Below are 23,027 nucleotides of genomic sequence, written 5' to 3'. Positions count from 1 at the left end.
CTGTAATTAACATTGACTTAGAGTTGTTTGGCAATGTCTGAGGTTAGGCTTTCTAAGCCTATGGATAAAGCGTTGACGAGCGCTTCATAGCCCTCATCTTGAAGCGGCTGTGAGATTTGTATTGGCGCACTGTTTTCGACCTTACCTTCGGCATTAATGAGCAACCATTCTCCCTCAATTTCGATATTACCTTTGTAGCTGCCATTAAATTTATTTAACGTAAGCTGTAGTTTGGCTTCACCGCTTTGATCCAACAGATTGTTCATTTCAGTCGGCCAGTAATGACTTTGCTTTTGACGTAGTTCCGCGACAACTCTCTGAGTGATTTGCTCAGAAATACTGTGCGCCCATTGATTGTGTTTTGCCTGAATAACTTGGGTCTCAGAGGTTCGATAAACAATGCCATTATCATTCAAATAACTCGCCAATGTCACTGGACGAACAACTAAAGTTGGGCGCTGAGCGATATCAGAAGAGCTCAGCGTCACTGGTTCCGCCTTAGGTAGAAGGTACATAGCTCCTTTAGTTTGCGGAGCGCTACTGCAACCCGTTAGACCGACAAATAGCGCGATAGACAGAAAGAATACTCGTTTCATTAGTTTTGGCCTTTAACTGGTATTGGGTCACTGATTTCATCTTCTCCAAACACAAGAGAGTTTGGCTTTTCGTTTAGCTGTTTAAGTACGGGTTTAAACTCTGTCATCACGCTTTCTAATTCTTTTAGCGTGGCTTCCATTTCGCTGTACATGGTTGAGTTGGGCCCATAACCATCGAGTGTTTTTTGTAATTGCTGTAAGCTTTGGCGAATATCTGTTGGGATCTCTTGCGTCTCTTTTTGATTCAAAAGTTTATCAATACTGTCCGCCACACGTTCTGCTGAAGCTAACGTTTTTTCGGACGTTTTTAACGTTGAATTGAGAGAGTCTAGTGTTTCTTCCATTGGTAAGTTATTAATCTTATTTAGGAAGTCGTTCACTTGGCGCTGAACCTGCGCAAAACCACCACGCATGGTTGGGAAAACATCTAAATCAGCAAACTTACTCGGTACGTAAGGCTCGTCGTTTGGATAGAAGTCGGCGTCAACATACAGTGCGCCTGTTAATAAGTTACCTGTTTTTAAAGTACCACGTAGGCCTTTAGCAAACTCACTCTTCAATTTATCTTTTAACATTGGTAAAGATTGGGATTGGAAATCGCCATAAACACGGCCGAGCTCGATACGTACCAATACAGGGATTTTTTTCGCAGAAAAGTTCTCTTCTGGGGTTGGAAGTCGCATTGGTACACGCATCACAGTACCAATTCTCAAGCCTCGATATTCGACAGGTGCCTTACGTTTAAGTCCTCGTACCGATTCATCAAAAAGCATAACGAATTCAATATAATCATCGTACATGCCTTCTCGAAGTTGTTTAATATCATCGTACAAGCGGAAGTTGACCATATTTTCAGTGAGCTGTTCACCGGATTCAAGACCTGGAACGGTATCGAAGGTAACACCACCCGTTAGCATGCTCTCTAATGAGCCAAACTTGACTTCGAACCCTTCAGCGTTGAGCTGTAAATCTACGCCAGAATTCAGCCAGAACTTGGTACGAGTGTGCACTAAGCTGTCATAAGGCTTGAAAATAAAGAGTTGGTATAACGCTTTGCGAGTGTCAACATCAAAGCTGGTTTTCTCTACACGACCAACCGTAAAGCCTTTATAAATGACGGGGTCACCAACGCCTAGCTTACCAGCCTCGCGGTGTGTTAACACAAGGCGTAACCCCTCTGCATCAGGAGAGGCCACTGGGGGAACATCTAAGACCGTAAAGTGCTCTTTCTCTATCTTAGATTTACCCGGTTGAAGTTGGATATAAGCGCCAGACAGCAAGGTCTCTAAACCTGAAACGCCATCACGGCCAATACGAGGCTTCACCACCCAAAACATGGTGTCATCTCGCAGCATGCGTTCTGCATCCTTGTTCATTTGTGCCTTAGCGATGATGTGATCGTAATTTTCACTGAGAGTGACTTCAGTAATCAGTCCGACTTTTACATTCAATGCTCGGATTTCGGTTTTGCCAACCTCAATCCCATCTGCGGTTGGCAGTTGGAGAGTAATTTGTGGGCCTGTACTGTTGATATATTGGAACAGCATCCACGCTCCCATGGCTAGCGCAAGGATCGGGACAATCCATATCGCAGAAATCTGCTTTTGCGGTTTTATTTGAGCGGTTACGTTGTTCTCATCACTCATATTTGGCTTTCTCGTTTAAGTTGTCAGAAATCGGCTCCTGCACTTCGTTTTGTGGCAATTGCCACAATAAACGTGAGTCAAATATCATTGCAGAAAGCATAGTAAAAATGACCACTGCCGCGAAAGAGAGCGCAGCAGGACCTGGATAAATCGCCATTAAGTTTTGCAGTTGAACCAGTGCAACTAAGATCGCGACGACGAAGATATCGATCATGGACCAACGGCCAATAAACTCAGTTATACGGTAGATCTTTAAGCGTGAAATACTCTCTTCGTGCGGAAGATATCGCGCTTTTTGCGCATTGTAATACAGCCACGCGAGTGCCAGCATTTTCGCCATTGGAATAAATACGCTAGCAAAGAAAATTACCATCGCAATAGGGTAAGAACCTAAATGCCAAAGCAATATTACCCCCTCCATGATAGTTGAACCTTCTGCATGTCCAAGGCTTACTGTGTACATCATAGGGTAGAGGTTTGCAGGGATATAGAAAATGATTGAAGCAAACAAAAGCGCCCAAGCTTTTTGTAAATTGTCTGCGGGGTTGTATTTGTGAATAGGGCTTTTACAACGAATGCAGTGTTGGTGTTTTTTAGCTTCAATAGGGTTGAGCTGGTGACACGTATGACAACCAATATGGTTGTGGTTATGGTGCGTATCACCCTCTTTTACATCAGGTAGCTCGATAGCTGGAATGAAGTGCCCCCAGAGCCAGCTTTTGTCGACCATTGATATGCATTTGACTACCAGAACGGTATATACACAAAACGCCCAGAATGAAGTGCCCATTCCTATGTCTGCGAGGGAAGCGATTTTAATTAAGCTGACCAACACGCCAATCAAAAATACATCCACCATTAACCAAGGTTCGACTCGAAACAGAAGACGGCATAAAACTTTTGCCATTCGTTGCTGCTTTTTGGAGGGGGTATGTTTACGTGCTTTTAATGCTTCAAGGTGAAGAAAGAGAATGAGACCAACATAGATTGCAGGCAAAACGATAACTGTTGCGAGTAGCAGCACACCCAAAAGCACATTTTGAAACTCAGCCAGCATTTTGGCAGCGTGCAACAAGGTGATTTCTTGCGACAACCCTTGCACGCTGAACGACATAAAAGGGAAAGAAATGCTTAGCACTAACATGATCAAACATGCCGATGATATGGCGATCACGCTTTGGTAAGGCTTGGCATTCACTTTAGTCAGCGAATGCGAACATCGAGGACATTGTGCTTTTTGCCCCTGTTCGATATCGGGAATGCGAACAACAAGGCCGCACTCTTCGCATGAAATTAACTGACGGGAATTAGGTTGAATACTCATCGGGTAGGTTTTAGATTCATTTGCTTTAAGAATACTCTTTTTTCACTAGGCACGCTTGTTTTGATTCAGGAGTTTACGAGTTTCTTACTTCTGGCATTAGAGCATATGGGAGATCTAAGACATAAACGAAGTCGCGTTTGGTACAAGATTTTACGGCGAAGATGAGTATGTTGGAAGCCGAAAGTAATATGATGTTGCTTGTTTATTGGAGGGGGTAACTACTTGTTTTTAAGGGTAAGTAACCCTGCCCAGATAATCTGAGCAGGGAAAAAGAGCATTTTATTTAAGGTGCTTAGTTGTACTTTACTTGACCGTTCCGCTCTTAAAGGCATTGGAGCCGACTTGCGTACCGTTGAGCGTTTTGCCGTAATAGCCTTGGTGCTGGTGATATTTCTCCGAGTTTGCGGTGACATTGCCTTTGAATCGAGGATCTTGTGGGCGCTCATGGCTGTTAACGTATGCTGCGACATCCCAAGCTTCTTGCTCTGTCAGCTGCACACTTTTCCCAAGCGGCATGTTTTCGTAAATAAAATAGGCCGCTGTGTTAATCCGGTGCATACCTGCGCCCCAGTTATACGCATATTCGCCCCAAAGTGGTGGAATGTATGAGTGGCCGTTGGTGTCTTTGATGCCAGAACCTTCGGCGCGATGGCAAGTTTCACAGTTCTTTTCGTAGACCAGTGCGCCTCGCTCTATTGATGGTTCTTGCTCAGGGGCGTTGATTTTTGGGTAGCCACGCCCAGAGAGATTACCTCGCTTTTCAATTGGTAGTGCTTGTGCGATGGCTTCGGGCAACGGGAAGTCTTTTGCTTTTCCACCAATTTGCAACGCTTTTGCGTCTAGCTCTGGAATGGGTTCATCCGCCATACCATGTTTGTCAAGCAAGCCGCCCATCGCTAACCAGTAGGCGTAAGCACTAAGGGCAACAATTTCTGGCGAATCGTAAGCGGGCGCTTTACCGTTCATGGAATACTCGAAACAACCCTGGATACGGTCAGCATAGCTGTTTACGCGATCGTTTTTCTTACGATATGCCGGGTATGCCATGTAAGCTGCCCACAGTGGCGCAGCGTTTGCTTTTCGTCCTGCCTCCATATGGCAGTTCACACAGTTTTGTTCGTTGCCAACGTATTTTCCGCGCATTTGTTGTGAGTTAACAAAGAGCGAGTAACCGCGTTTTACTTGCTCACCAAATGCGGTGTTTGGGATTGTGCTGAGATCACGCGGTTTTAAGTATTCACCGTGCTTTTCTTTTTCTATCGCAGGTAGCTCTTTCTGGCGGTCCGGTAATGGATCGTTAGCTAGTACGAGCGTAGAAATGAAAGGCAGTGCGAACAAAGAATAGAAACGTTTCATGACTGCTCCTAGTAACGTAATGAGGCAAAGTAGTAAGCAAGATTTTCGATCTCTTTGTCAGTGAGATTTTTTGCGATGGTCCCCATCATATTGAGCGGGTCACCACTGCGAGTGCCGTTTTTCCATGCCATCAATTGCGTTTTTAAGTAATCAGCATGTTGGCTTGCGAGGCGAGGGAACTTGTCGACGCCCATACCGCTGGCTCCATGACAAGTTGCGCAAGCTGGAATATTTCTATCCCAATTGCCTTGGAAAATTAATTTACGATACGGGTTACGAATATCAGCTTGGTCGCCGCGTTGTTCTGGATTCGTGAACTCGTAGCTCGGGAGGTTAGCAAAGTACTCCATAACTTCCTTACGGTCTGCGGGATCGCTGAGTTCCTTCGCCATGCCTTGCATGACCACATTTTGGCGTTCGCCACTAAGGAATAGTTCGATTTGAGTGTTGAGATAATTCGCGTTTAAACCAGCGATCATAGGCGCGATATTTGGCTGTCCCATGCCATCTTGGCCGTGACAACCGCTACATACGCTGGCTTTTTCCGGAATAGACGAGGCGCTTGCGCCCATAGTGGTTGCTAACAAACAGGCCACCACCACTGGAAGAATTTTTGACATGCTGACTCACTTTAATTTTTATTAATATGTCTAAGTGCTACTTGGTAGTCACTCGGACGATATTGTCGGCCTTGTCAATAATGAAAGGTATTGTGGATTTCCACATATTTAATAAGTGTAAATGGCCGTATTTGTTTTTATTGGTTGTTCTATAAGCGATAAAAACAAAGTGGTGAAGAGCTGCACAAATCGGCAGCTCTAAGTGGTAGAGACGTCTTAACGTGCGGCGTTACGCTTTGCGGATTTTGGCCGGCAAGGACTGACGTGCCGCCGCGCCCACTACCCAATCCAACAATACACCTTTACCTTCTCGGGTAGGATCAATTAAGCCAATGTCGTTAATGTTGACGCCATCTTGGCTGCGCGTTTTTACGGGTTGTTGTTTATCGCCGATCCAGTGCGAGCGTTGTCCTAGCTCGGTATGACCAAACCCATGTTCAAATCCGAGTGTGCCAGGGCGAATTCCGCTGACTATCATCGCAAGTGCTTTGGTGCTTGCAGATGGTGTCTCAATAACAAACTCATCACCTGTTTTAATGCCTGCGCGCTCGGCATCGATTGGATGGATGTACACTGGGTTTACGCCTTTAATCGAGTTCAACCTTGGCGATAGATTGGATACCGCACTGTGAATGTTGGATTTAAAGTTCGTCAGGCTGAATGGCCATTCTGAGCTTGGGAACTGTTCTTCCATTGGTGTGCCATCGGCCAGTTTTTGTGGATGCCATGTTGGGCAACCCGTGTAGAAATCACCGGTCATGGTGTTTCTTGCGCTGCCGACACGTTCATTCCATATCGCAACAGGTCGTGTCCATTTGTGCTTCATTTGCTCACCTTGATACGCTTCGGTTGCATTTTCAAAACGTCCACCGCGAGCAAAAATAAACGCCACACGTTTCATCTCATCCGCTGTCAGCGTCTTCTGCATGGCTGGCATTAAACGCTCTAGGCCGGACCACGCAATGTCTTCTGCCGAAACTTCAGGCACCCCGCCTTTCACATAAGCCAAGTTTGCCGCGGAACGTAAGTAGAAATCTTCAGCGCTGTGGAGAGCGTGCCAATTCCCTTGCGCATCTTGAATCGCGTTGTCACCAAAGCCGCCTAGTTGCATTTTCTTGGCGACATCAATCAAAAAGTTTTCTAAGCAAATTGAACGACCATCGGCGGTTTTCTCTGTTCGCGCTTCCACAATCGGCCAGCGAGCGGTGATGGTTTTCACCGGAACGTCGTGCCAAGGCGTTGCCATACCCCAGCTTTCGTAGGTGACCGTGTCCGGCACAATATAATCCGACAATGCGGTGGTTTCGTTAATGAACGCATCAACAGACACAATCAAACCGAGCTGCTTTGGATCTTTAAGCTTGTCTTCCAGCAGCGCTTTCAAGCCGGGTACACCATACATTGGGTTCGCCATGTGATTGATCCACGCTTTAACGCGGTATGGATACCCATCAATAGCCGCAGATAGGTGTTCTGTCAGCAGTGGCGCTGCAAACGGATACCAAGGTGCGCGAGTTGGATAAGGGGATTCACCAGCCTCAACGCGACGTTTGTATTCGCTGGTTTTGTGGTATGGGAATTTACTGCGCGATAAAAAGACGCCTTTCGGGCCGACTTTGCCAGCAAATTTGGTGAAGTCGTAACGAGGACCCGCAGCGGAAGTTGGGTAGCCACCCGCTTTCGCCATCGCGCCGCCTTTCATGTTGATATTACCAATCAACGCATTGAGCATCATGATAGTAAACGAGTTATAGAACCCATTGGTGTGCATGTTGCCACCGTGGGTATCGACCACCGCTTTTGTTCCGTGACTGGTAAAGCGCTTTGCTAGTTCAACAATTTGTTCGACAGGGATTTCACATTGTTGGCTGTAGAACGCAAGACTGTATTTGAACGCCTCTTCTTTGAGTCTTTGTAGAGACGATTTTACGCGCACTTCGCCCGATGCAAGCGAAACCGTTTTATCGACAAACAGTGCCGCTTCCTCAGCTTGGGTATGAACACCAAATTCGCCGCTTTGCTCATCCACGATGACGTACGGGTCGGAGTCAGACAACGCTTCGCCCTCGAATGGCAGATTCAAGTCCGACGCGCGTAAAAACGTGCCGTTTCTCGGGTGCTGATTATCGCTTATCACGAGATGCGTAGCATTACACCAGTGCGCGGTGCCGGCTCGTTTCATCGCGTTTGCCCCCGGCTGCGCCAAGAAGGTTTTGTTGTAGCGTTGGTTTTCGATAATCCATTGGATCATGCCAAGCACGAGGGCAGAGTCGGTGCCCGGTTTGATTGGTATCCAGCGGTTGTTGTCACCGGCGGCCAAGCTCGATGAACCCGCAGGCAAACTTGGCGTGACGATTGTGTATTCCAAGCTACCTTCTGTTCGCGCATTGGCGAGTTGGCGCGCCTGGCGCTTAAAAGGGTTGCCAGCTTGCGCAGGCGACATACCGATGAAGATGATGTATTCCGCATTATCAAAATCTGGCTTTAAGTGTGCGTTCTTATCTAAGTCGTTCATAAATGCGCCGCTGCCAGCACGAAATGCGTAGCCGCAGTAAGAGCCGTGATGCCCAAAGTTACGTGTACCATAGCTGTTGAACGCGAAGCGTTTGAATATGTCGTCTCGGCCTTCGTTACCGGCGTTGGTCATTAACAATTGGTTGGCTTTCGGTCCATATTCTGGGTTTTCAGGATCTACGGGCGTTGTTAAATCGCGAATGTTGCGTAAGCCATCAACATGGCCTTCACCAAATAAATCACCACCTTCTACGATTTCTTCTATCAATTGCTCATAGCTGATCGGAATCCATTTTCCTTCGCCGCGTTTTCCAACTCGTTTCAGTGGCTGAGTAATGCGGTACGGGCTGTTGCGAATTTCTAGCATCCCATTGCCACGTGCGCATGCTGTTGAACGACCGTCAAGGCCCGCTTCTCCTGTCAAACTTAAATAAGCATCTTTGACTGGCGTTTCGAACGGAATGTGTTGCTGATGAGAGAGTGGGTGATATGGGTTGCCAGTAATACGCAAAATCTCGTCGCTGCGGTTATCAATGCGTACACGCAATCCGCACAGTGACCAACAACCAAAACACATCGATGGCGCAACGCGCTGATTTGGATTCGGGATTAGGTTGCCTTTGCTGTTGACCGTGTACTCTGGTTCAAGCGAGTTACCGTGGTGAATATCACGCGTTTTTTCTCCCGCAGTGCCTTCGAGCGCACCCTCGACCATGTGTTTGGTGGTGGTGGCGTAACCCGCAGCGAATGCGCCAAGCCCACTCACTGCAATGCCTGATTTCAAAAACTGACGGCGTTTGTTATCCATGATGAAATCCCCTTTGATTAGCGTTCAGTTAAGGTGAGTGATGAGGCTTTTACTTCGATCTTTTGTTTTGGCTGAACCAGCTCCGAACCGAGCAGTGCCAGTGCAAGCCATAATCCGAGCATGCCGATAATGCCTATCCAGCCATTTCCATCCATAGTGAGTTGGTATGGATACAGCCCTGCATCGAACTTGGCGATGATTTGCACTTCCATGATGGTAAACCAGCGAATCAGCCATGCACTTGCCAGTGCGGCAGCAGACACAAAACTGAGCCCTATGACGTGACGAAATCTGGCTGATGCGGACTTTTGGGTATCGCGCAAGAAGATGAAAGCGAGCAAAACACAACCTAAAACGACAAAAGTGAGCAGGGCAATGTTGTGCATCCACTGTTCGCTAGAATAGAGCGAAAATGCGGAATTGTTGGATGCCCAAATCGGTAGCAGTATCAGCGTTAATACACCGCTGGTAACCACTGATTTTTTAAGTAAATTAGTATCGCCAGATGTCAGTGTCTTTGACTGACTAGGCAGCAAGAGCCAAATCAACAGAGAAAATCCGACCGCGCTCATAAATGCAGTGACAAACCAAAGAACCGGCGACGCGGGTTGGTGCCATAAAGAGCGCGATTTAACGACTGCAATTTCAGCTCCAGTATAAAGGGCGATGGTTAAGCCTGATAACACGGTGATTGCAGATATTGTGAGCATCACTTTGCGAGAAATAGCCCACTCACCAAGCGGCAACTTAGATAACAGAGGTAGTACTTTTCCCGGTTGATTTCGCAGTGCGATAAGATCCTGATGCAGATACAGCCATGCAGTCACTACCGCTAAACCTGAGAAAACAGGCAGGAACAGCGAGCCTAGAGACATCCATGACCACGGCGTGATGTGCGCGTAAAAATGCCAAGCTCGTCCCGGCTGGTGAAGGTCGCCAGTTAACGCCAACGGGCCTACGATAGCGCCGATGGCCATCGTTAGCACCAGCGCGGCGCGTAACCGATGACTGGTGTGTTGCTCAAATAACAGTGCGATTAGGAACAAAATAGCGGCAGCGTAAGCAGAACCGATGTAAAAGAAGTACTGCACCGCCCACGGGAGCCAAGCCATTGCTTGAGGTTGGACTAACACTTCGGTGATGTTCATGCGCGCTCTCCTTGTGGGTCGTAAATAGCTGGCTGCCCGTCGATGTGGCTGGTGAAGCGTTCATCCATGCCGATGTAAAACACATGCGGCTTGGTCTCTTCATTGGGCTTTAGCACTTTGATATCGTCTTGGTGCTTCGCAATTAAGCGGCGAACTTCACTTGATGGATCATTCAAATCACCAATTACACGTGCTCCGCCAACACAGGTTTCCACGCAGGCAGGCAATAGACCTTGTTCTAGACGGTGAGCACAGAAGGTACATTTATCTGCGGTGAGGGTGTCTTCATTGATAAAGCGAGCATCGTAAGGGCAAGCTTGTACACAATACGCACACGCTACGCAGCGACTGTTATCCACCATGACAATGCCATCTTCGCGCTGAAAGGTTGCTTGAACCGGACACACTGCCACGCAAGGTGGGTTGTCGCAGTGGTTACAAAGGCGCGGTAGCATAAAGGTTTTTGCTTCTCGCGTGGCTGTAGAGCCATCATCTAACGTAACTTCGTATTGCTTTACGGTGGTTCGGAATTGACCGATAGGCACTTGGTTCTCGATGCTGCAACCCACAGTGCAAGCCTGGCATCCGACACATTTACGCAAATCTATCACCATGGCATAACGCTTCCCGACTTGTCCTTTTCGGTCAGCGGACTGGTTATTTCGAATAATGTTTCCCGCAGTTGCCGTGCCAATGCCTGCGACTGGAATTAACGCGGCTCCGGCTGTGACCGCGCTGAGAAAGCGACGTTTGGTGGAATCCATAACTCACCTGCTTTTTTGTTGTATTTGAATTGACTGATTCCATTGTGAGAAATGCACTGCGAGGCTTATATTGTGGATTTCCACATACCCAGATCAAACTTGATCTAAAACAAATGTGGTTTAGGGAAGGTAGCTGTTATTCTTGTCGCACTCTCTTGACGGAACGATTCGACTCATCATGAAAAAAGCACTGTGGCTTCAGCTTTGGATTCTTTGCTTAGTTGCCTTTGCATCTTTGGCTCAGGGCGCTGTTTCTGAACAAGAATATCTGCAAGGAATGCAAGAGCAAAAAGCAGAGCAGCCACAGGTCAAGCAAAAAGTCGAAGTGGGCGTGTTAGCGATACGCGGCCATCTTTATGCTGAGCAGAGATGGCAACCGACCATTGATTGGCTCAATCAGCAAATTTCCGATGTGCATTTTGTCCTTCATCCCCTTAACTTGGATGAAATGGGCGAAGCGGTGAAGTTTCAGAAGATAGATTTCATCTTAACCAACCCAGGTCAGGCAGTGCGATTGGGCAGGCAATACGCGCTGTCGTGGATGGCAACGCTAACCAGCAGAGCACCACAAAACTCGAATTACGGCATTGGTTCGGCGCTGGTGGTTCGAGCCAATTCAAGTTATCAAACGGTGCAAGATGTCTCAGGACGTCCCGTTGCGGCGGTATCAGAAAAAGCGTTTGGTGGTTATCTAACGATGCGCTATCAAATAGTCAAAATGGGGCTTAATCCAAACGATTTCTTTTCTGATGTCCGCTATCTTGGTTTTCCTATTGATGCCAACCTGTATCAATTACGTGATGGTAATGTGGAAGCGGCCGTCGTCCCCGCTTGTTTATTGGAACAGATGTTAAGTGAAGGGCTTTTACAACCGGGTAATTACCGAGTTTTAAATCAACAGCCGAACGAGCGCTCGTTATGCGCTGTTTCCACACCGCTTTATCCTAACTGGTCATTTGCCAAAACAGAGCGCGGCTCAGCTCAGATTGCCAAACAGATTGCGCAAGTATTGTTAGCGATGCCACCTGAACACCCTGCGGTTATTGTGGCAGGCGCGTCAGGTTGGACCTCCCCCGTTAGCTTGCTGAGCATCGACAAACTTTATCAGGCGTTGGATCTCCATCCGTTGCAACAACCTTGGTGGAGTGAGGCACTGCGCTGGCTGCGTAGTCATCAAGAATGGGCGTGGGCGCTGTTCATGTTTGTCATTGTATTGAACGTTTACCACTTTTGGCTTGAGTATCGATTTAGCAAGAGCAAGCACGCGTTGGAGCAGACATCGTTACGCTTAAAAGAGAAAAGTGAACAGTTAGAGCATTCGCAAAGAGTGGCGATTGTCGGGGAAATTGGCACTAGTCTTGCCCATGAACTCAATCAGCCACTGGCGGCAATTCGCAATTACAGTGAAGGCGGTTTACTTCGCTTGGCCAAAAAACGCCCTCATGAAGATATTGTCCCTGTGCTTGAGAAAATACAGGGGCAAGTTGAAAGAGCCGATGCAATTATTCAGCGCTTAAGAACGTTGATTCGCAAGCGCAGTGTCGACAAAGCGCCGTGCGATCTTCAAGTACTCATTGATGACACGATTGAGTTGCTCCATTTTCGAATGCAGAAGCAAAACATTTCGATCGTGACCAGTACAGAGGGGAACATTCGTCCGTTACTTGTCGATGCAGTTGGTGTACAACAGGTTCTAGTTAATGTGATCAGCAACGCGATTGATGCGTGTACTTTGTTCCAAGAGAAATATCACTCATCAGGTTATCAAGGTAAAATTGCCCTGCATTGCGATTACCAAATCAGTCAACTCTCTATTCGAGTGTTAGACAATGGTACAGGGTTGCAGCAAGAGAATCCGACTCAAGCGTTTGTGAGTAGCAAAGAAGAAGGGCTTGGGCTAGGGTTAGCCATTTGTCGCGATGTTATGGAAATGCATGGTGGCGAGTTTGTCATCAGCTCGACAGCACCACATGGTTGTTTGGTTGAGCTTGTGTTTCCATATCAAAACTAATCTGGACTAGGCATAGGAGCATTCAATGAGCAGCGGTGAAAAGCAGCTACCTGTTTTTGTAGTCGATGATGATGAATCGGTGCGTGACTCGCTCGCTTTTATGCTGGAAGAGCATGACTTCAACGTGACGACTTTTGCTGATGGGCAATCTTTTCTCGATAAAGTGAACATTCATCAGGCCGGATGCGTGATCCTTGATAGTCGAATGCCCAACCTTCGTGGTCAGCAAGTGCACCAAATTTTAAATCAAGCCAACAGCCCGCTAGCCGTTATTTATCTGACAGGGCATGGTGATGTTCCGATGGCGGTCGATGCATTGCAAGCTGGGGCGGTCAATTTCTTCCAAAAACCAGTCAAAGGCGATGAACTGGCACGAGCCATTTTGCAGGGACAGGCGCAGTCTGCCACAAACCTCGATATGGCAGCAGCTAAATCGGCTTATGAATCGCTCACACCTAGAGAAAAAGACATTTTACGTTTGATTATTGAAGGAAAGCGCAATATTCGTATTGCTGACGAACTTTGCATAGCAATGCGAACGGTTGAAGTACACCGAGCTAATCTATTGAAGAAGTTCTCGGCAAAAACCGTCGCAGAGTTGGCATATATTTATGGCAAGCTAGATTAAAGGTTACCGAGTGAAGCCTCTTAAGGTTATTTAGAGGATACAACTTGAGCTTTATGACGACTCGCGTATTATCTTCTTCGTTCTTACTTTATCTGAATTCTTATGAGTTTGTTGACTAAACGACATCACACGCCACATAAGCGGGCAAAATGGCTACTGGCGATTATTGGCTGGGTGGTCGTTGTGTGTCTGATGCAAAATTCAGGCTTTGCATCGTCATGCTCTATGAAATATGAGACGGAATCGCCCGCGGTTTCACTTGCTGATGAGCGTTCGAGCGTCAAGTCGATTGATACTAAAGAAACTAGCAAGTGCGAATTGTCTGAAAAGTTAATTCAGTTTTCTCAACATCAACTCGATGTATTTATTGTTGTTCTGTTTGTCGGTCTTTTTGCTTCGGCAATTTGGTTGTGCAGTGCCTATATTGGTGCGCAACATTGGACGGAACCGATAGGCCGTAAGTATCGAGTCCATCTGACTTTCTGTGTGTTCCGAGAATAAAAGCGTGCTTTCTGACCACTAGCGTCAGTTATTTAGCACCTTTGTCTTTTAACTAGGAATCACTATGAATCAAATTACTAAACTGACTCAGTTTGCGTTCATGTTTTTTATGACGCTTGCTTTGAGTTTGCTCTCTCTGAGTATTTCAGCTCAAACTACTGATACAGGTTGGCTAACCAACCCACAACATCCTCCAGTGCAAACGCGCTTTGTGCTCACTGGTCAACAAGATCCGCAAGCCAAAACACTTACAGGTTATTTGGATGTCAAGTTAACCGGAGACTGGAAAACTTACTGGCGTTCACCTGGTGAGGGCGGCGTAGCACCATCTATTGATTGGCAAAATTCACAAAATTTATCCAAAGTGGATTGGCAATGGCCGCACCCACAAAAATTCGAACTATTAGGTATCGAGACTCTTGGGTATAAAGGCGATACTTTGTTCCCCATGACGCTGCACGTCGAAGACATGTCCAGACCTGTCACGATTGATGCGGTACTGACACTTTCTTCTTGTACGACGATTTGTGTGCTGACCGACTATCAAATTCAATTGACGTTCTTGCCTTCTGATCTAACAGTCGATGAAGGCGTGATGTTCAGTTACGCTCAAGCAGTGAGTAACGTGCCGCAGCCATCGCCGTTTATTGATGTTACTCAGGCGAGTTGGGATGCAAACCAATCGAAACTACAAATCAAGCTACAGAACAGTCAGGGTTGGCAACAACCACAAGTGCTGGTGGATGGTGTCGATGAAGCAACGCGAGACTATAGCTTCAAGCTTGAAGGAATGCATCAAGAAGGAAACATCGTCACCGCGAGCTATATCGTTGATACTTGGCTGGGCGATGTGGAGTTAGATGGTCAGTCGCTGTTTGTGACCATCAAAGACACCAATTTACTAGCAGAAGAAACCACTCAAGCAACTGCTGAGGCAATAGTTGAACCGCTGCCAAGCACGTCTCTAACGAGTGTTTTTCTATTCGCGTTGCTCGGCGGTTTAATTCTTAACATCATGCCTTGCGTTCTTCCGGTTTTGGGGATGAAGCTAAGTAGTATTGTTGCCGCTCAAGGTATCGAGCGTCGTCAAATTCGCGCTCAGTTTGTTGCCTCGTCACTTGGTATATTAACGTCGTTCTGGATTCTCGCTAGTTTTATTTTGGTGCTTAAGCTAACAGGTAATGCCATTGGCTGGGGCGTGCAATTTCAAAGCCCTTGGTTCTTAGGTTTGATGGTGTTGGTCACCACTTTGTTTGGGGCCAATATGCTGGGGCTGTTTGAAGTCCGTCTATCATCGGGTACCAATACATGGCTAGCCTCGAAAGGTGATAACTCCCTAGTTGGTCACTATGTTCAAGGTATGTTTGCCACATTGCTTGCGACGCCTTGCTCCGCGCCTTTTCTAGGAACGGCCGTGGCGTTTGCCTTGGGTGCCGACGTATTAACGTTATTTGCAACCTTTACAGCATTAGCATTGGGTATGGCACTGCCTTGGCTCTTAGTCGCTGTGTTTCCAAATATCGCGCTGAAACTACCAAAGCCTGGCTCGTGGATGAATGTCGTTAAAATAGCGTTTGGCATAATGATGCTGGCAACCAGCGTTTGGCTACTTTCATTAATGGCAAATCATGTACCTATGTTATGGATTGCACTCATCGCTGTGGTTGCTTTTGTTGTAATGATGGCAAGAGTTAAGAAAGTGTATGGTGAGAAAGCGCTTGCTGTATCCGGAACTGCGTCATTAGTGTTGATAGCTGGTGGCCTGTTACTTGGTAGTGTCACTGCCGACCAATGGGCGACACCGCTTCCTGAGGACTTAGCGTGGCAGAAGCTTTCTAACTCGGCGATTGAAGATCACGTCAATAATGGGCGAGTGGTGTTTGTGGATGTCACTGCGGATTGGTGTGTCACGTGTAAAGCGAACAAGATCGGTGTGATCTGGCAAGATCCTGTCTACTCATTGCTGCAAAGCCCTAATGTAGCGACGTTAAAAGGGGATTGGACACATCCGGACGGCTCGGTAACTGACTTTTTACGAGCTCATGGGCGTTACGGTGTGCCGTTTAACATCGTCTATGGCCCGGCAGCGCCGCAAGGTATCCCGTTACCTGTGATTCTGACTGATGATGTTGTTTTAAGTGCGGTGAAGCAAGCGAGTGGGGGAGCTATTCAATGAGTTCGACAAAGCGGCGTAGAACATTCCGATATTGGCTCGTTCAAATCGTACAGATGGTGCTCATTGTCACCGTCATTTCCATCGCGATGGATTGGTATCGCACTAAAGATATTCCTAAACAGGAGTCACCACCATTGAGCTCAGTCTTGAGCGATGGCGAACACTTCGATGCAATCGCGCAAAGTTATGAACAACCTGTCGTTGTTTATTTTTGGGCGACTTGGTGTCCCGCTTGTAAATTTGTAAGCCCAAGCGTGAGTTGGCTGAGTGATGACTACACCGTAGTTGGCGTTTCTGGATCGTCGGGACCGAATGAGCGTGTGGCGCAGTTTATGAGGGCAAAAGAATATCGTTTCGAAAACATAAACGATCCTTCAAGCGATATTATGCGCGAATGGAAAATTAGCGTGACCCCAACCATTTATGTTTTAAGAAATGGTGAAATTTCCTCCGTCACAACTGGCGTTACTACTCCGATAGGAATATTAACGAGAATTTGGTTAGCTCGATAACGCAATAAAAATCCGATATTCAAAATATAGAGTATCGGATTTTTTTGTTGTCCTAAACAACCAGTCGGTCACATTCCATAAAGGACTAGTTAACCAATAAGTGTCTAGATGCTTATTGCGTGTTACATTCGAGCATCGTTCTGGTTATCAAGGAGGAAACGATGAACGTAGCAAAAATGTATGATGATGTGTCGGATCGCTATCAAAAGTTGGTGGATGGCAGTCACTACGTCGGTCCACGTTGGATTTCTGAGAAGTTAAAAACCTTTCCCATCGAGCAAGGCTCGGTTCTCGACCTAGCCTGTGCGACTGGCAGTATCGGCCATGTCGTAAAAAGTCACTATCCAGAACTCGCCATCCATGGCTTAGACATCTCGTCCAAAATGGTTGATAAAGCGCGCCAAACTAGCCTCTATCAAAGTGTCGCGGTTCATAATCTCGATGAGCCATTTTCCCCTTTGTTTGAGCAAACCTTCGACCTTATCACCGCACTTGGTTTTACTGAGTTTCTAGCAAAGCCTCAACAACTTCTGGAGTGCATTTCGCATAAGCTAACTGCGAATGGACGATGTTTTATCAGCTTTCAATACCACGATCCGGATGGGCAAGATTTGCCTCGAAATACTTATAGTGGATCGGTCGTGCATAAGGCATATACCGAAAGTGAAGTTGAGCAACTCTGTCAGCAAGCTGGGTTGGAAGTGGTTTCCCTAGAAAATGTGATTGGTTACGTATCTGGTGTTGGTTATGTGTGTCGATACTTGATGCTAGAGCAGAAAAAGTCACACCGCTGAAATAAGTAACAAACAAGGATTGTTTTTGAAAACACAAGATTTAACCGAGTTCGGGTCTGGAATTGAATACGATGCTCAATACGACCAGCATTACCATCACGACATTGCTTTCATCACAAGGTTAATCGAAGAAACCAATGCTCGAAGTGTATTGGATGTTTGTTGTGGTTCCGGTATTGTCACGATTCCAGTCTCTGAGCAACTCAACGAAGCCATTGGCATTGATATTTCTGAAGGGATGCTCAAACACGCAAAGGACAAAGCCAAAAGCAGGAGTAACTTGCGTTTTCTTCATCTCGACGCAACCCAGTTTTCGTTAGGTAAGAAGTTTGACCTAGCCATAATGACAGGGAATGCATTCCAAGCCTTTTTAAGTGACGAGATGCTAGCAGGTGCACTGAGCTCAATATCAAGACACCTCGAAAAAGGTGGGCGATTTGTTTTCGATACGCGGTTACCAACGCCAGAAAATCTAGAATTGGATCATGAGATGGCGCTGTGGCAAACCTATGTTTCTCCAACTTATGGTGAAGTGAATTATTTCGGTATGAAGGCCGAGTATGACTTGCAAACGTCCATCATGTATTTGAACAAAGAGCGCCATTTTGAAAGTGGAACGATTGAGCATTCCAGCATTGATTTAAAATATCGTCCGCTAGAAGACATAGAGGGTTTCCTTGAACAAGCGGGATTCAGAATCATAGAGAAGTACCAATCTTGGTCAGCGCAAGTATTTGAGGCGAATGCCAACTCGCTTGTCTGTGTGGCTGAGAAAATATAAATCAATGTTGAGGGATACAATGCAAGGATTTCGAATTACTATGTCGTTAGATGACATGGATTTAGACGTTATCTACCAGTTCATTTCAAACAGTTATTGGGGAAAGGGTATTCCAAGAGAACGCTTTGAGAAGTCATTGCGCCATTCGTTCTGTTTCGCGGTTTTGGATGATGAAAATCAACTCGTTGCTTTTGCTCGGTTAATTACCGATCGTACCACGTTTGCGTACCTTGCCGATGTGTTTGTTGTGGAGGTACACCGTGGTAAAGGCATCAGTAAGTGGTTGATATCAGAAATTGTTGCTCATCCAGAACTACAAGGCTTACGCCGTATGATGCTTGCAACCCGCGATGCTCATGGGTTGTACGAACAGTTTGGGTTCACTCCTATTGCTCCAGTAGAAAACTTCATGCAAATCTGGAAACCGAATGTTTATCAGAGCTAAATCATGATGAGAGTTGAATCTCAACAAGTGGCAATCAGATACCTCAAAACAACAGACGCTGCTCCCCTGTTTGAAAACTATTTAGGCGATGAGAAAGCATGCCGCTTCCTCAATCGCCAAGTCCACCAAAATGTTAATCAAACCCTTGAAGCTAGCGAGAAAGATGGCGTGCTCAATATGATCAAAAGTCTCCCAATCTATTAGTCTTCGCTATTGAAGAACTCACTTCTCAAACTCCAATTGGTTGTCTGGTGCTGATACCTGAGCAAGACAGCAGTGAAATCCATTTTGGTATTTCTGCTCGCTATCGGGGAAAAGGCTATGCAACCCAAGCCTGCAAACTTGGCGTTGTCTACCTGCAAAGCTTGGGTATAACGCGCATTCGCACCGCCCCGCATATTGGCAACCACGCGAGTATCCGTGTGTTGGAGAAATGCGGCTTTATCAGCCAAAGCATTTTAAAAGCGCATGCAGTTTTTCCTGCTCTAGGACGTGAGGCGCAAGACTGTATGGATATGCGATTGGAGGATATCGAACAGCGCCATTTTGCACATTGTTCAGAATGAAATTGATAGCGGTTGAAACGAGCGGTTACAGAGCTTGTCAGTCGCCATCGTAGACAGCGTCTTCGCTGAATGATTCCTCGAGATTTTTTTAGTCTTTGATTGTCAGAGGTGACTGACAAAACCATACCAACTGTGACAACCAAACCGCTATTAAAGCAGGATATTATTCCTTCAACTTTGTGTTTTAGGAGTAGTCATTAGACTACCCAATAATTTTTGGAATAAATAATGACGAAACGTTGGCTTGTCTCCGCAGTGAGCATTGCGCTGCTCGGCGGTGCTGCGTACTTCTATCTCCAATCTGCCGCTCAACCAGAATTACTGCCTACATTGATTGTGGAAAAAGGCACGATTGAAAAACAAGCGGTGGCTGTTGGTAAAATTGTCCCTGCACACTCCGTGTCTATCAAGTCACAAATCGACGGTATCGTCGGTGAAATTTACGCGAAAGTTGGTGAAAAGGTGAAGCAAGGCCAGCCGCTGATCAAAGTGCGTCCAAACCCAACCCCCCAAGCATTAACGGATGCATCGGCAGAACTCATGCGTAGTGAAGCCGATCTGGAATCCGCCAAACAAAAACTGTCCAACTTAGAAAGCTTGGTCAAGCAGGACATTATTCCAAGTAACTACGACGAATACGTAAGTGCGCGCTCGGCAGTCAAATCTGCGCAAGCGGACGTATTGCAAAAGCGCCAGAATCTCGAACTCATTCGCAGTGGTGAGGCGTCTATCGGTGATGCGCGTTTAACGTCGACGATCTACGCGCCAATTGATGGCACGGTACTCAACCAGAAAGTTGAGGTCGGAGAGCCGATCATCTCGACTCAATCAAGCCAAGCCGCGACTGAAATGATGTCATTGGCCGACATGAACAGTCTGATTTTTAAAGGTAGCGTCAGTGAGCATGATGCTGCGCAGTTGTCTCCGGGAATGCCCGTTATGTTGACGGTTGCGCCTTATCCTGATGTGGCGATTTCTGGTGTGCTAACCAAAGTGGCGATTCAATCTGAGAACCTTAACTCACCAGAGGGCAATGCTTCTGCAAAAAGTTTTGATAACGGTTTTGAGGTTGAAGTGGGAGAACTCAAGATCCCACAAGATGTGTTGCTTCGTTCTGGTTTTTCATCGACGGCTCAAATCATTCTGAAGAAGTCTGAAAACGTGCTCACTCTACCGGAGCGCGCTCTGCAATTTGATGGTGACGCACCGAATGTTCTGATCCCCGACAGCTCAGAACAAGGGTTTCATAAACAACCTGTGAAACTCGGTCTGTCAGATGGCATCAATGTCGAAGTGCTTGACGGCGTGGAGCTTGATGAAGAGGTTATCGACAACAGCATGATGGGAGCGGCGCATGGTTAAGCTGCAACGATCAACAATCGCCTTTGCATTGTTGGCTGCCACGCTCAGTTTGCCGACCTACGCAATTTCTATTGAACAAGCTTGGCAACAAGCAAAGCAGAACGATCCAAATTACGAAAAAGCGAAAATCGGCGTCCAGCTTGGCGAGGTTGGCGTACAGAGTAGCCGCAGTGCGTTATTGCCGGGTTTAAGTGCCAGTGCGTCAGCGGATTGGAATGAGTCCTCTAGCCATTCCAACAGTTACGGCGCTACCTTATCTCAAACTATTTGGGATAGCAGTTTGTGGTCGGAACTGGATCAAGCGAATGCCAATTATCTCAAAGCACAGTTAGAGCTATCTCAATCGCATAACGAGCTTGCGCAGAAGTTTCTCACTGCTTACCTAGATGTGGCAAGCGCACAGGGCGACCTCAAATTGGCGCAGTCCAAGCTGGAGGAGGGGAAAGAACTTCTCAACATCATCGAGAAACGCTATCGAGCAGGCAAAGTGAAGTCGGTTGATGTTGAAGAGATGCGAGCGAATCAAGTCTCTGAGCAAGCAAGTATCCTCAATGCAAAAGCCGATCTCGAAGTGAAAAAAGCAGAGCTTGCGGCGTTAATCAATCAAATGCCGGAGAGTGTCGACCAAATTCGAACGGATTCTTTGATTCAGCCACCGATGCTGGTGGACTCTCAGGAGCAATGGCTAAAGCTGGCGAAAGATAGTAGTCCAGAGCTGTTGGTGGCGGCGCAGATGGTGAAAGCGAGCGAGTTCGCGAAAGATTCAGCTAAAGGTGGATACTACCCAACCGTCAAAGGCAGTGTGGGCTACAGCGATGGTGATAGTCGTTCAAACGGCGAGTTTAACGCTAGGATTAGTTTGAATTTGCCGATTGACCTCAATGGTGCAGTGCGAGCGAAAGTGGACGAAGCATCGTTGAACATTTTAAGCGCCAAGCAAGATATGCGTAGAGTGGAAATTGATATTCAGAAACGAGTTATTCAGCAGTTTACGCAGGTCGATATCAACTGTAATCAAGTTTTGATAGCGAACGAGCTGGTTGAGTCGCGCGCCAGAGTGTTGCAAAGCAAAGAGAAACTTTACGACGCTGGCCTGCTTGAAGTGTCGGAAGTTATCAGCGCACACAACAGCTTGTTTGAGGCGAAAAACAGTCTGCAAACCAACTTGTACAGCTACTGGCGTAAGAGAATCGGCTTACTGCAAACCGTAGGGAAGCTCGATGACGATACCATGGCGTTGATCTCTCGGGCTTTTCATTCATGAGCAGCCTATTGCAACAAACTTGGCAAACGTTGATGGCGCACCGCATGAAGAGCGTTCTAGCCATTATCGCGATTGCTTGGGGCGTGATCTCTGTGGTGGTGTTAATCGCACTTGGCGAAGGCTTTTATCGCCATCAGACTCAGTCGTTTTCATTTATGATCAACAATGTGCAAGTGGTGTTTCCGTCGAGTACCAGTAAACCGTGGCAAGGGTTACCTTCAAGGCGACAAATTGATATTCCACAAGAAAAAGTCGACATGATCAAACAGTCAGGCTTTGTGCAACAGGCGTCGAGCGTTTACGCCAAATGGGATGCGAATATCACCAATCTCAAAGGACAGAATTTATCGAGTACGGTCAGCGGTATTGATACGTCTTACTTTCCTTTAATGCAACGCAAGCTGCAATCTGGTTCGAGAAACCTGTCACCAAGTGATATGAACAACCATACTCGCGTGGCGGTGTTAGGCGATCAAATTGCGCAAATGGGCGGAATCCAAATCGGGGATAGGCTCAAAGTCAACGGCATTCCGTTTTTGGTGATTGGGATAACCGTTGGTGAGGACACTGGCATTTCATTCGGCGATAGCCGCACGGTTTTCATTCCTCAAACAACGTACCGCGATTTGTGGGATGCGAAACCTTGGATGGTATTGATGAAGCCGAGAGAAGGGATGGATGCATCGTCATTTCGACAAAATATCGTAAATTTTTTCGCCAAGCAGCTTCATTTTGACCCAAGTGATAAAGATGCGGTCGAATTACCCGATTTTAGTGAAGGTGCGGCGGTCATCAGTGGAATTTTGCGTGGCATTCAGATTTTTCTCGGAGCGAGCGGTGCGATGACCATGGCGGTCGGTGCGCTTGGTGTTGCCAACATCATGTTTTTATCCGTCACTGAGCGCACGCGTGAAATCGGTGTGCGTTTGGCGATCGGGGCGACTCAAAAATCCATACTCAGTCAGTTTATTTTTGAGGGGCTTATTTTGGTAGCTGTGGGCACGGCATTAGGTCTGATGTTTTCGTATGCCGTGGTATCTGTCCTAAGCAGCATGGGATTACCGGAATGGATTGGTTTGCCTGTGATCACGCCAGATTCCATTGCTTGGTCTTTACTTGTGACGCTTATCTTGGCATTGATGGCATCGTATTTCCCAGCAAGGCGAGCATCACGTCTCACGCCAGTCATTGCTTTGAGTGCGAGGGCTTAG

At 46.8% G+C, this 23,027-nt stretch carries 19 protein-coding genes and 1 pseudogene; 12 read left to right on the top strand and 8 right to left on the bottom strand.

What is annotated here, in order from left to right; genetic code table 11:
* Positions 1 to 17 precede the first annotated feature (17 nt).
* From R7P36_RS13060 to dsrO, 8 genes are all read right to left on the bottom strand, one after another.
* Positions 18 to 596: a membrane integrity-associated transporter subunit PqiC gene (locus R7P36_RS13060; RefSeq protein WP_042523078.1), complete on the bottom strand. Its 579-nt coding sequence runs from the start codon at positions 594 to 596 to the stop codon at positions 18 to 20.
* Positions 596 to 2,242, bottom strand: coding sequence for an intermembrane transport protein PqiB (pqiB, locus tag R7P36_RS13055; protein ID WP_318122177.1), 1,647 nt, complete (start codon positions 2,240 to 2,242; stop codon positions 596 to 598). Before pqiB ends, R7P36_RS13060 begins: the two co-directional genes overlap by 1 nt.
* Complete coding sequence (locus tag R7P36_RS13050; RefSeq protein ID WP_005376683.1) at positions 2,235 to 3,566, bottom strand: paraquat-inducible protein A; 1,332 nt, start codon at positions 3,564 to 3,566, stop codon at positions 2,235 to 2,237. The genes pqiB and R7P36_RS13050 overlap by 8 nt, the downstream gene beginning before the upstream one ends.
* A gap of 303 nt (positions 3,567 to 3,869) precedes the next feature.
* On the bottom strand, positions 3,870 to 4,922 hold the full coding sequence (locus R7P36_RS13045; RefSeq protein ID WP_213899686.1) for a c-type cytochrome: 1,053 nt from the start codon (positions 4,920 to 4,922) through the stop codon (positions 3,870 to 3,872).
* A gap of 8 nt (positions 4,923 to 4,930) precedes the next feature.
* Entirely contained in the window at positions 4,931 to 5,494 is a 564-nt protein-coding gene (locus tag R7P36_RS13040) for a c-type cytochrome (protein WP_395234560.1), read from the bottom strand.
* Between the two features lie 277 nt (positions 5,495 to 5,771).
* On the bottom strand, positions 5,772 to 8,864 hold the full coding sequence (locus tag R7P36_RS13035) for a tetrathionate reductase subunit A (protein ID WP_213899684.1): 3,093 nt from the start codon (positions 8,862 to 8,864) through the stop codon (positions 5,772 to 5,774).
* A gap of 17 nt (positions 8,865 to 8,881) precedes the next feature.
* Complete coding sequence (gene nrfD / locus R7P36_RS13030) at positions 8,882 to 10,012, bottom strand: NrfD/PsrC family molybdoenzyme membrane anchor subunit (RefSeq protein ID WP_213899683.1); 1,131 nt, start codon at positions 10,010 to 10,012, stop codon at positions 8,882 to 8,884.
* Positions 10,009 to 10,776: a sulfate reduction electron transfer complex DsrMKJOP subunit DsrO gene (gene dsrO / locus R7P36_RS13025; protein WP_213899682.1), complete on the bottom strand. Its 768-nt coding sequence runs from the start codon at positions 10,774 to 10,776 to the stop codon at positions 10,009 to 10,011. Before dsrO ends, nrfD begins: the two co-directional genes overlap by 4 nt.
* 178 nt (positions 10,777 to 10,954) lie before the next feature.
* Here dsrO and R7P36_RS13020 point away from each other — a divergent pair, with 178 nt between their 5' ends.
* The 12 genes and pseudogenes from R7P36_RS13020 to R7P36_RS12965 all read left to right on the top strand — a co-directional run bounded on the left by R7P36_RS13020 (position 10,955) and on the right by R7P36_RS12965 (position 23,027).
* Entirely contained in the window at positions 10,955 to 12,787 is a 1,833-nt protein-coding gene (locus R7P36_RS13020) for a sensor histidine kinase (protein ID WP_213899681.1), read from the top strand.
* A 25-nt stretch (positions 12,788 to 12,812) separates the two neighbouring features.
* Entirely contained in the window at positions 12,813 to 13,415 is a 603-nt protein-coding gene (locus R7P36_RS13015; RefSeq protein ID WP_025767241.1) for a response regulator transcription factor, read from the top strand.
* 102 nt (positions 13,416 to 13,517) lie between these two features.
* Positions 13,518 to 13,916 (top strand): hypothetical protein, encoded by a 399-nt coding sequence (locus R7P36_RS13010; RefSeq protein WP_005376702.1) that lies wholly within the window; start codon positions 13,518 to 13,520, stop codon positions 13,914 to 13,916.
* A 64-nt stretch (positions 13,917 to 13,980) separates the two neighbouring features.
* Entirely contained in the window at positions 13,981 to 16,092 is a 2,112-nt protein-coding gene (locus tag R7P36_RS13005) for a protein-disulfide reductase DsbD family protein (RefSeq protein WP_213899680.1), read from the top strand.
* A complete protein-coding gene (locus tag R7P36_RS13000; protein WP_025767244.1) occupies positions 16,089 to 16,604 on the top strand; it encodes a protein disulfide oxidoreductase in 516 nt (171 codons plus the stop codon). The genes R7P36_RS13005 and R7P36_RS13000 overlap by 4 nt, the downstream gene beginning before the upstream one ends.
* 161 nt (positions 16,605 to 16,765) lie before the next feature.
* Entirely contained in the window at positions 16,766 to 17,398 is a 633-nt protein-coding gene (locus R7P36_RS12995) for a class I SAM-dependent DNA methyltransferase (RefSeq protein ID WP_165935363.1), read from the top strand.
* Between the two features lie 25 nt (positions 17,399 to 17,423).
* A complete protein-coding gene (locus tag R7P36_RS12990) occupies positions 17,424 to 18,179 on the top strand; it encodes a class I SAM-dependent methyltransferase (RefSeq protein ID WP_054866271.1) in 756 nt (251 codons plus the stop codon).
* A 19-nt stretch (positions 18,180 to 18,198) separates the two neighbouring features.
* Complete coding sequence (locus tag R7P36_RS12985) at positions 18,199 to 18,624, top strand: GNAT family N-acetyltransferase (protein WP_165401637.1); 426 nt, start codon at positions 18,199 to 18,201, stop codon at positions 18,622 to 18,624.
* A gap of 3 nt (positions 18,625 to 18,627) precedes the next feature.
* A pseudogene (locus tag R7P36_RS12980) lies at positions 18,628 to 19,190 on the top strand (GNAT family N-acetyltransferase).
* 228 nt (positions 19,191 to 19,418) lie between these two features.
* On the top strand, positions 19,419 to 20,552 hold the full coding sequence (locus R7P36_RS12975; RefSeq protein WP_065274694.1) for an efflux RND transporter periplasmic adaptor subunit: 1,134 nt from the start codon (positions 19,419 to 19,421) through the stop codon (positions 20,550 to 20,552).
* Complete coding sequence (locus tag R7P36_RS12970) at positions 20,545 to 21,816, top strand: TolC family protein (protein ID WP_213899679.1); 1,272 nt, start codon at positions 20,545 to 20,547, stop codon at positions 21,814 to 21,816. Before R7P36_RS12975 ends, R7P36_RS12970 begins: the two co-directional genes overlap by 8 nt.
* Complete coding sequence (locus tag R7P36_RS12965; protein ID WP_213899678.1) at positions 21,813 to 23,027, top strand: ABC transporter permease; 1,215 nt, start codon at positions 21,813 to 21,815, stop codon at positions 23,025 to 23,027. The genes R7P36_RS12970 and R7P36_RS12965 overlap by 4 nt, the downstream gene beginning before the upstream one ends.

The sequence above is a fragment of the Vibrio sp. 397 genome (assembly GCF_033339395.1).
Lineage (GTDB): Bacteria > Pseudomonadota > Gammaproteobacteria > Enterobacterales > Vibrionaceae > Vibrio > Vibrio alginolyticus.
This window is presented reverse-complemented; position numbering and strand designations above follow the sequence as displayed.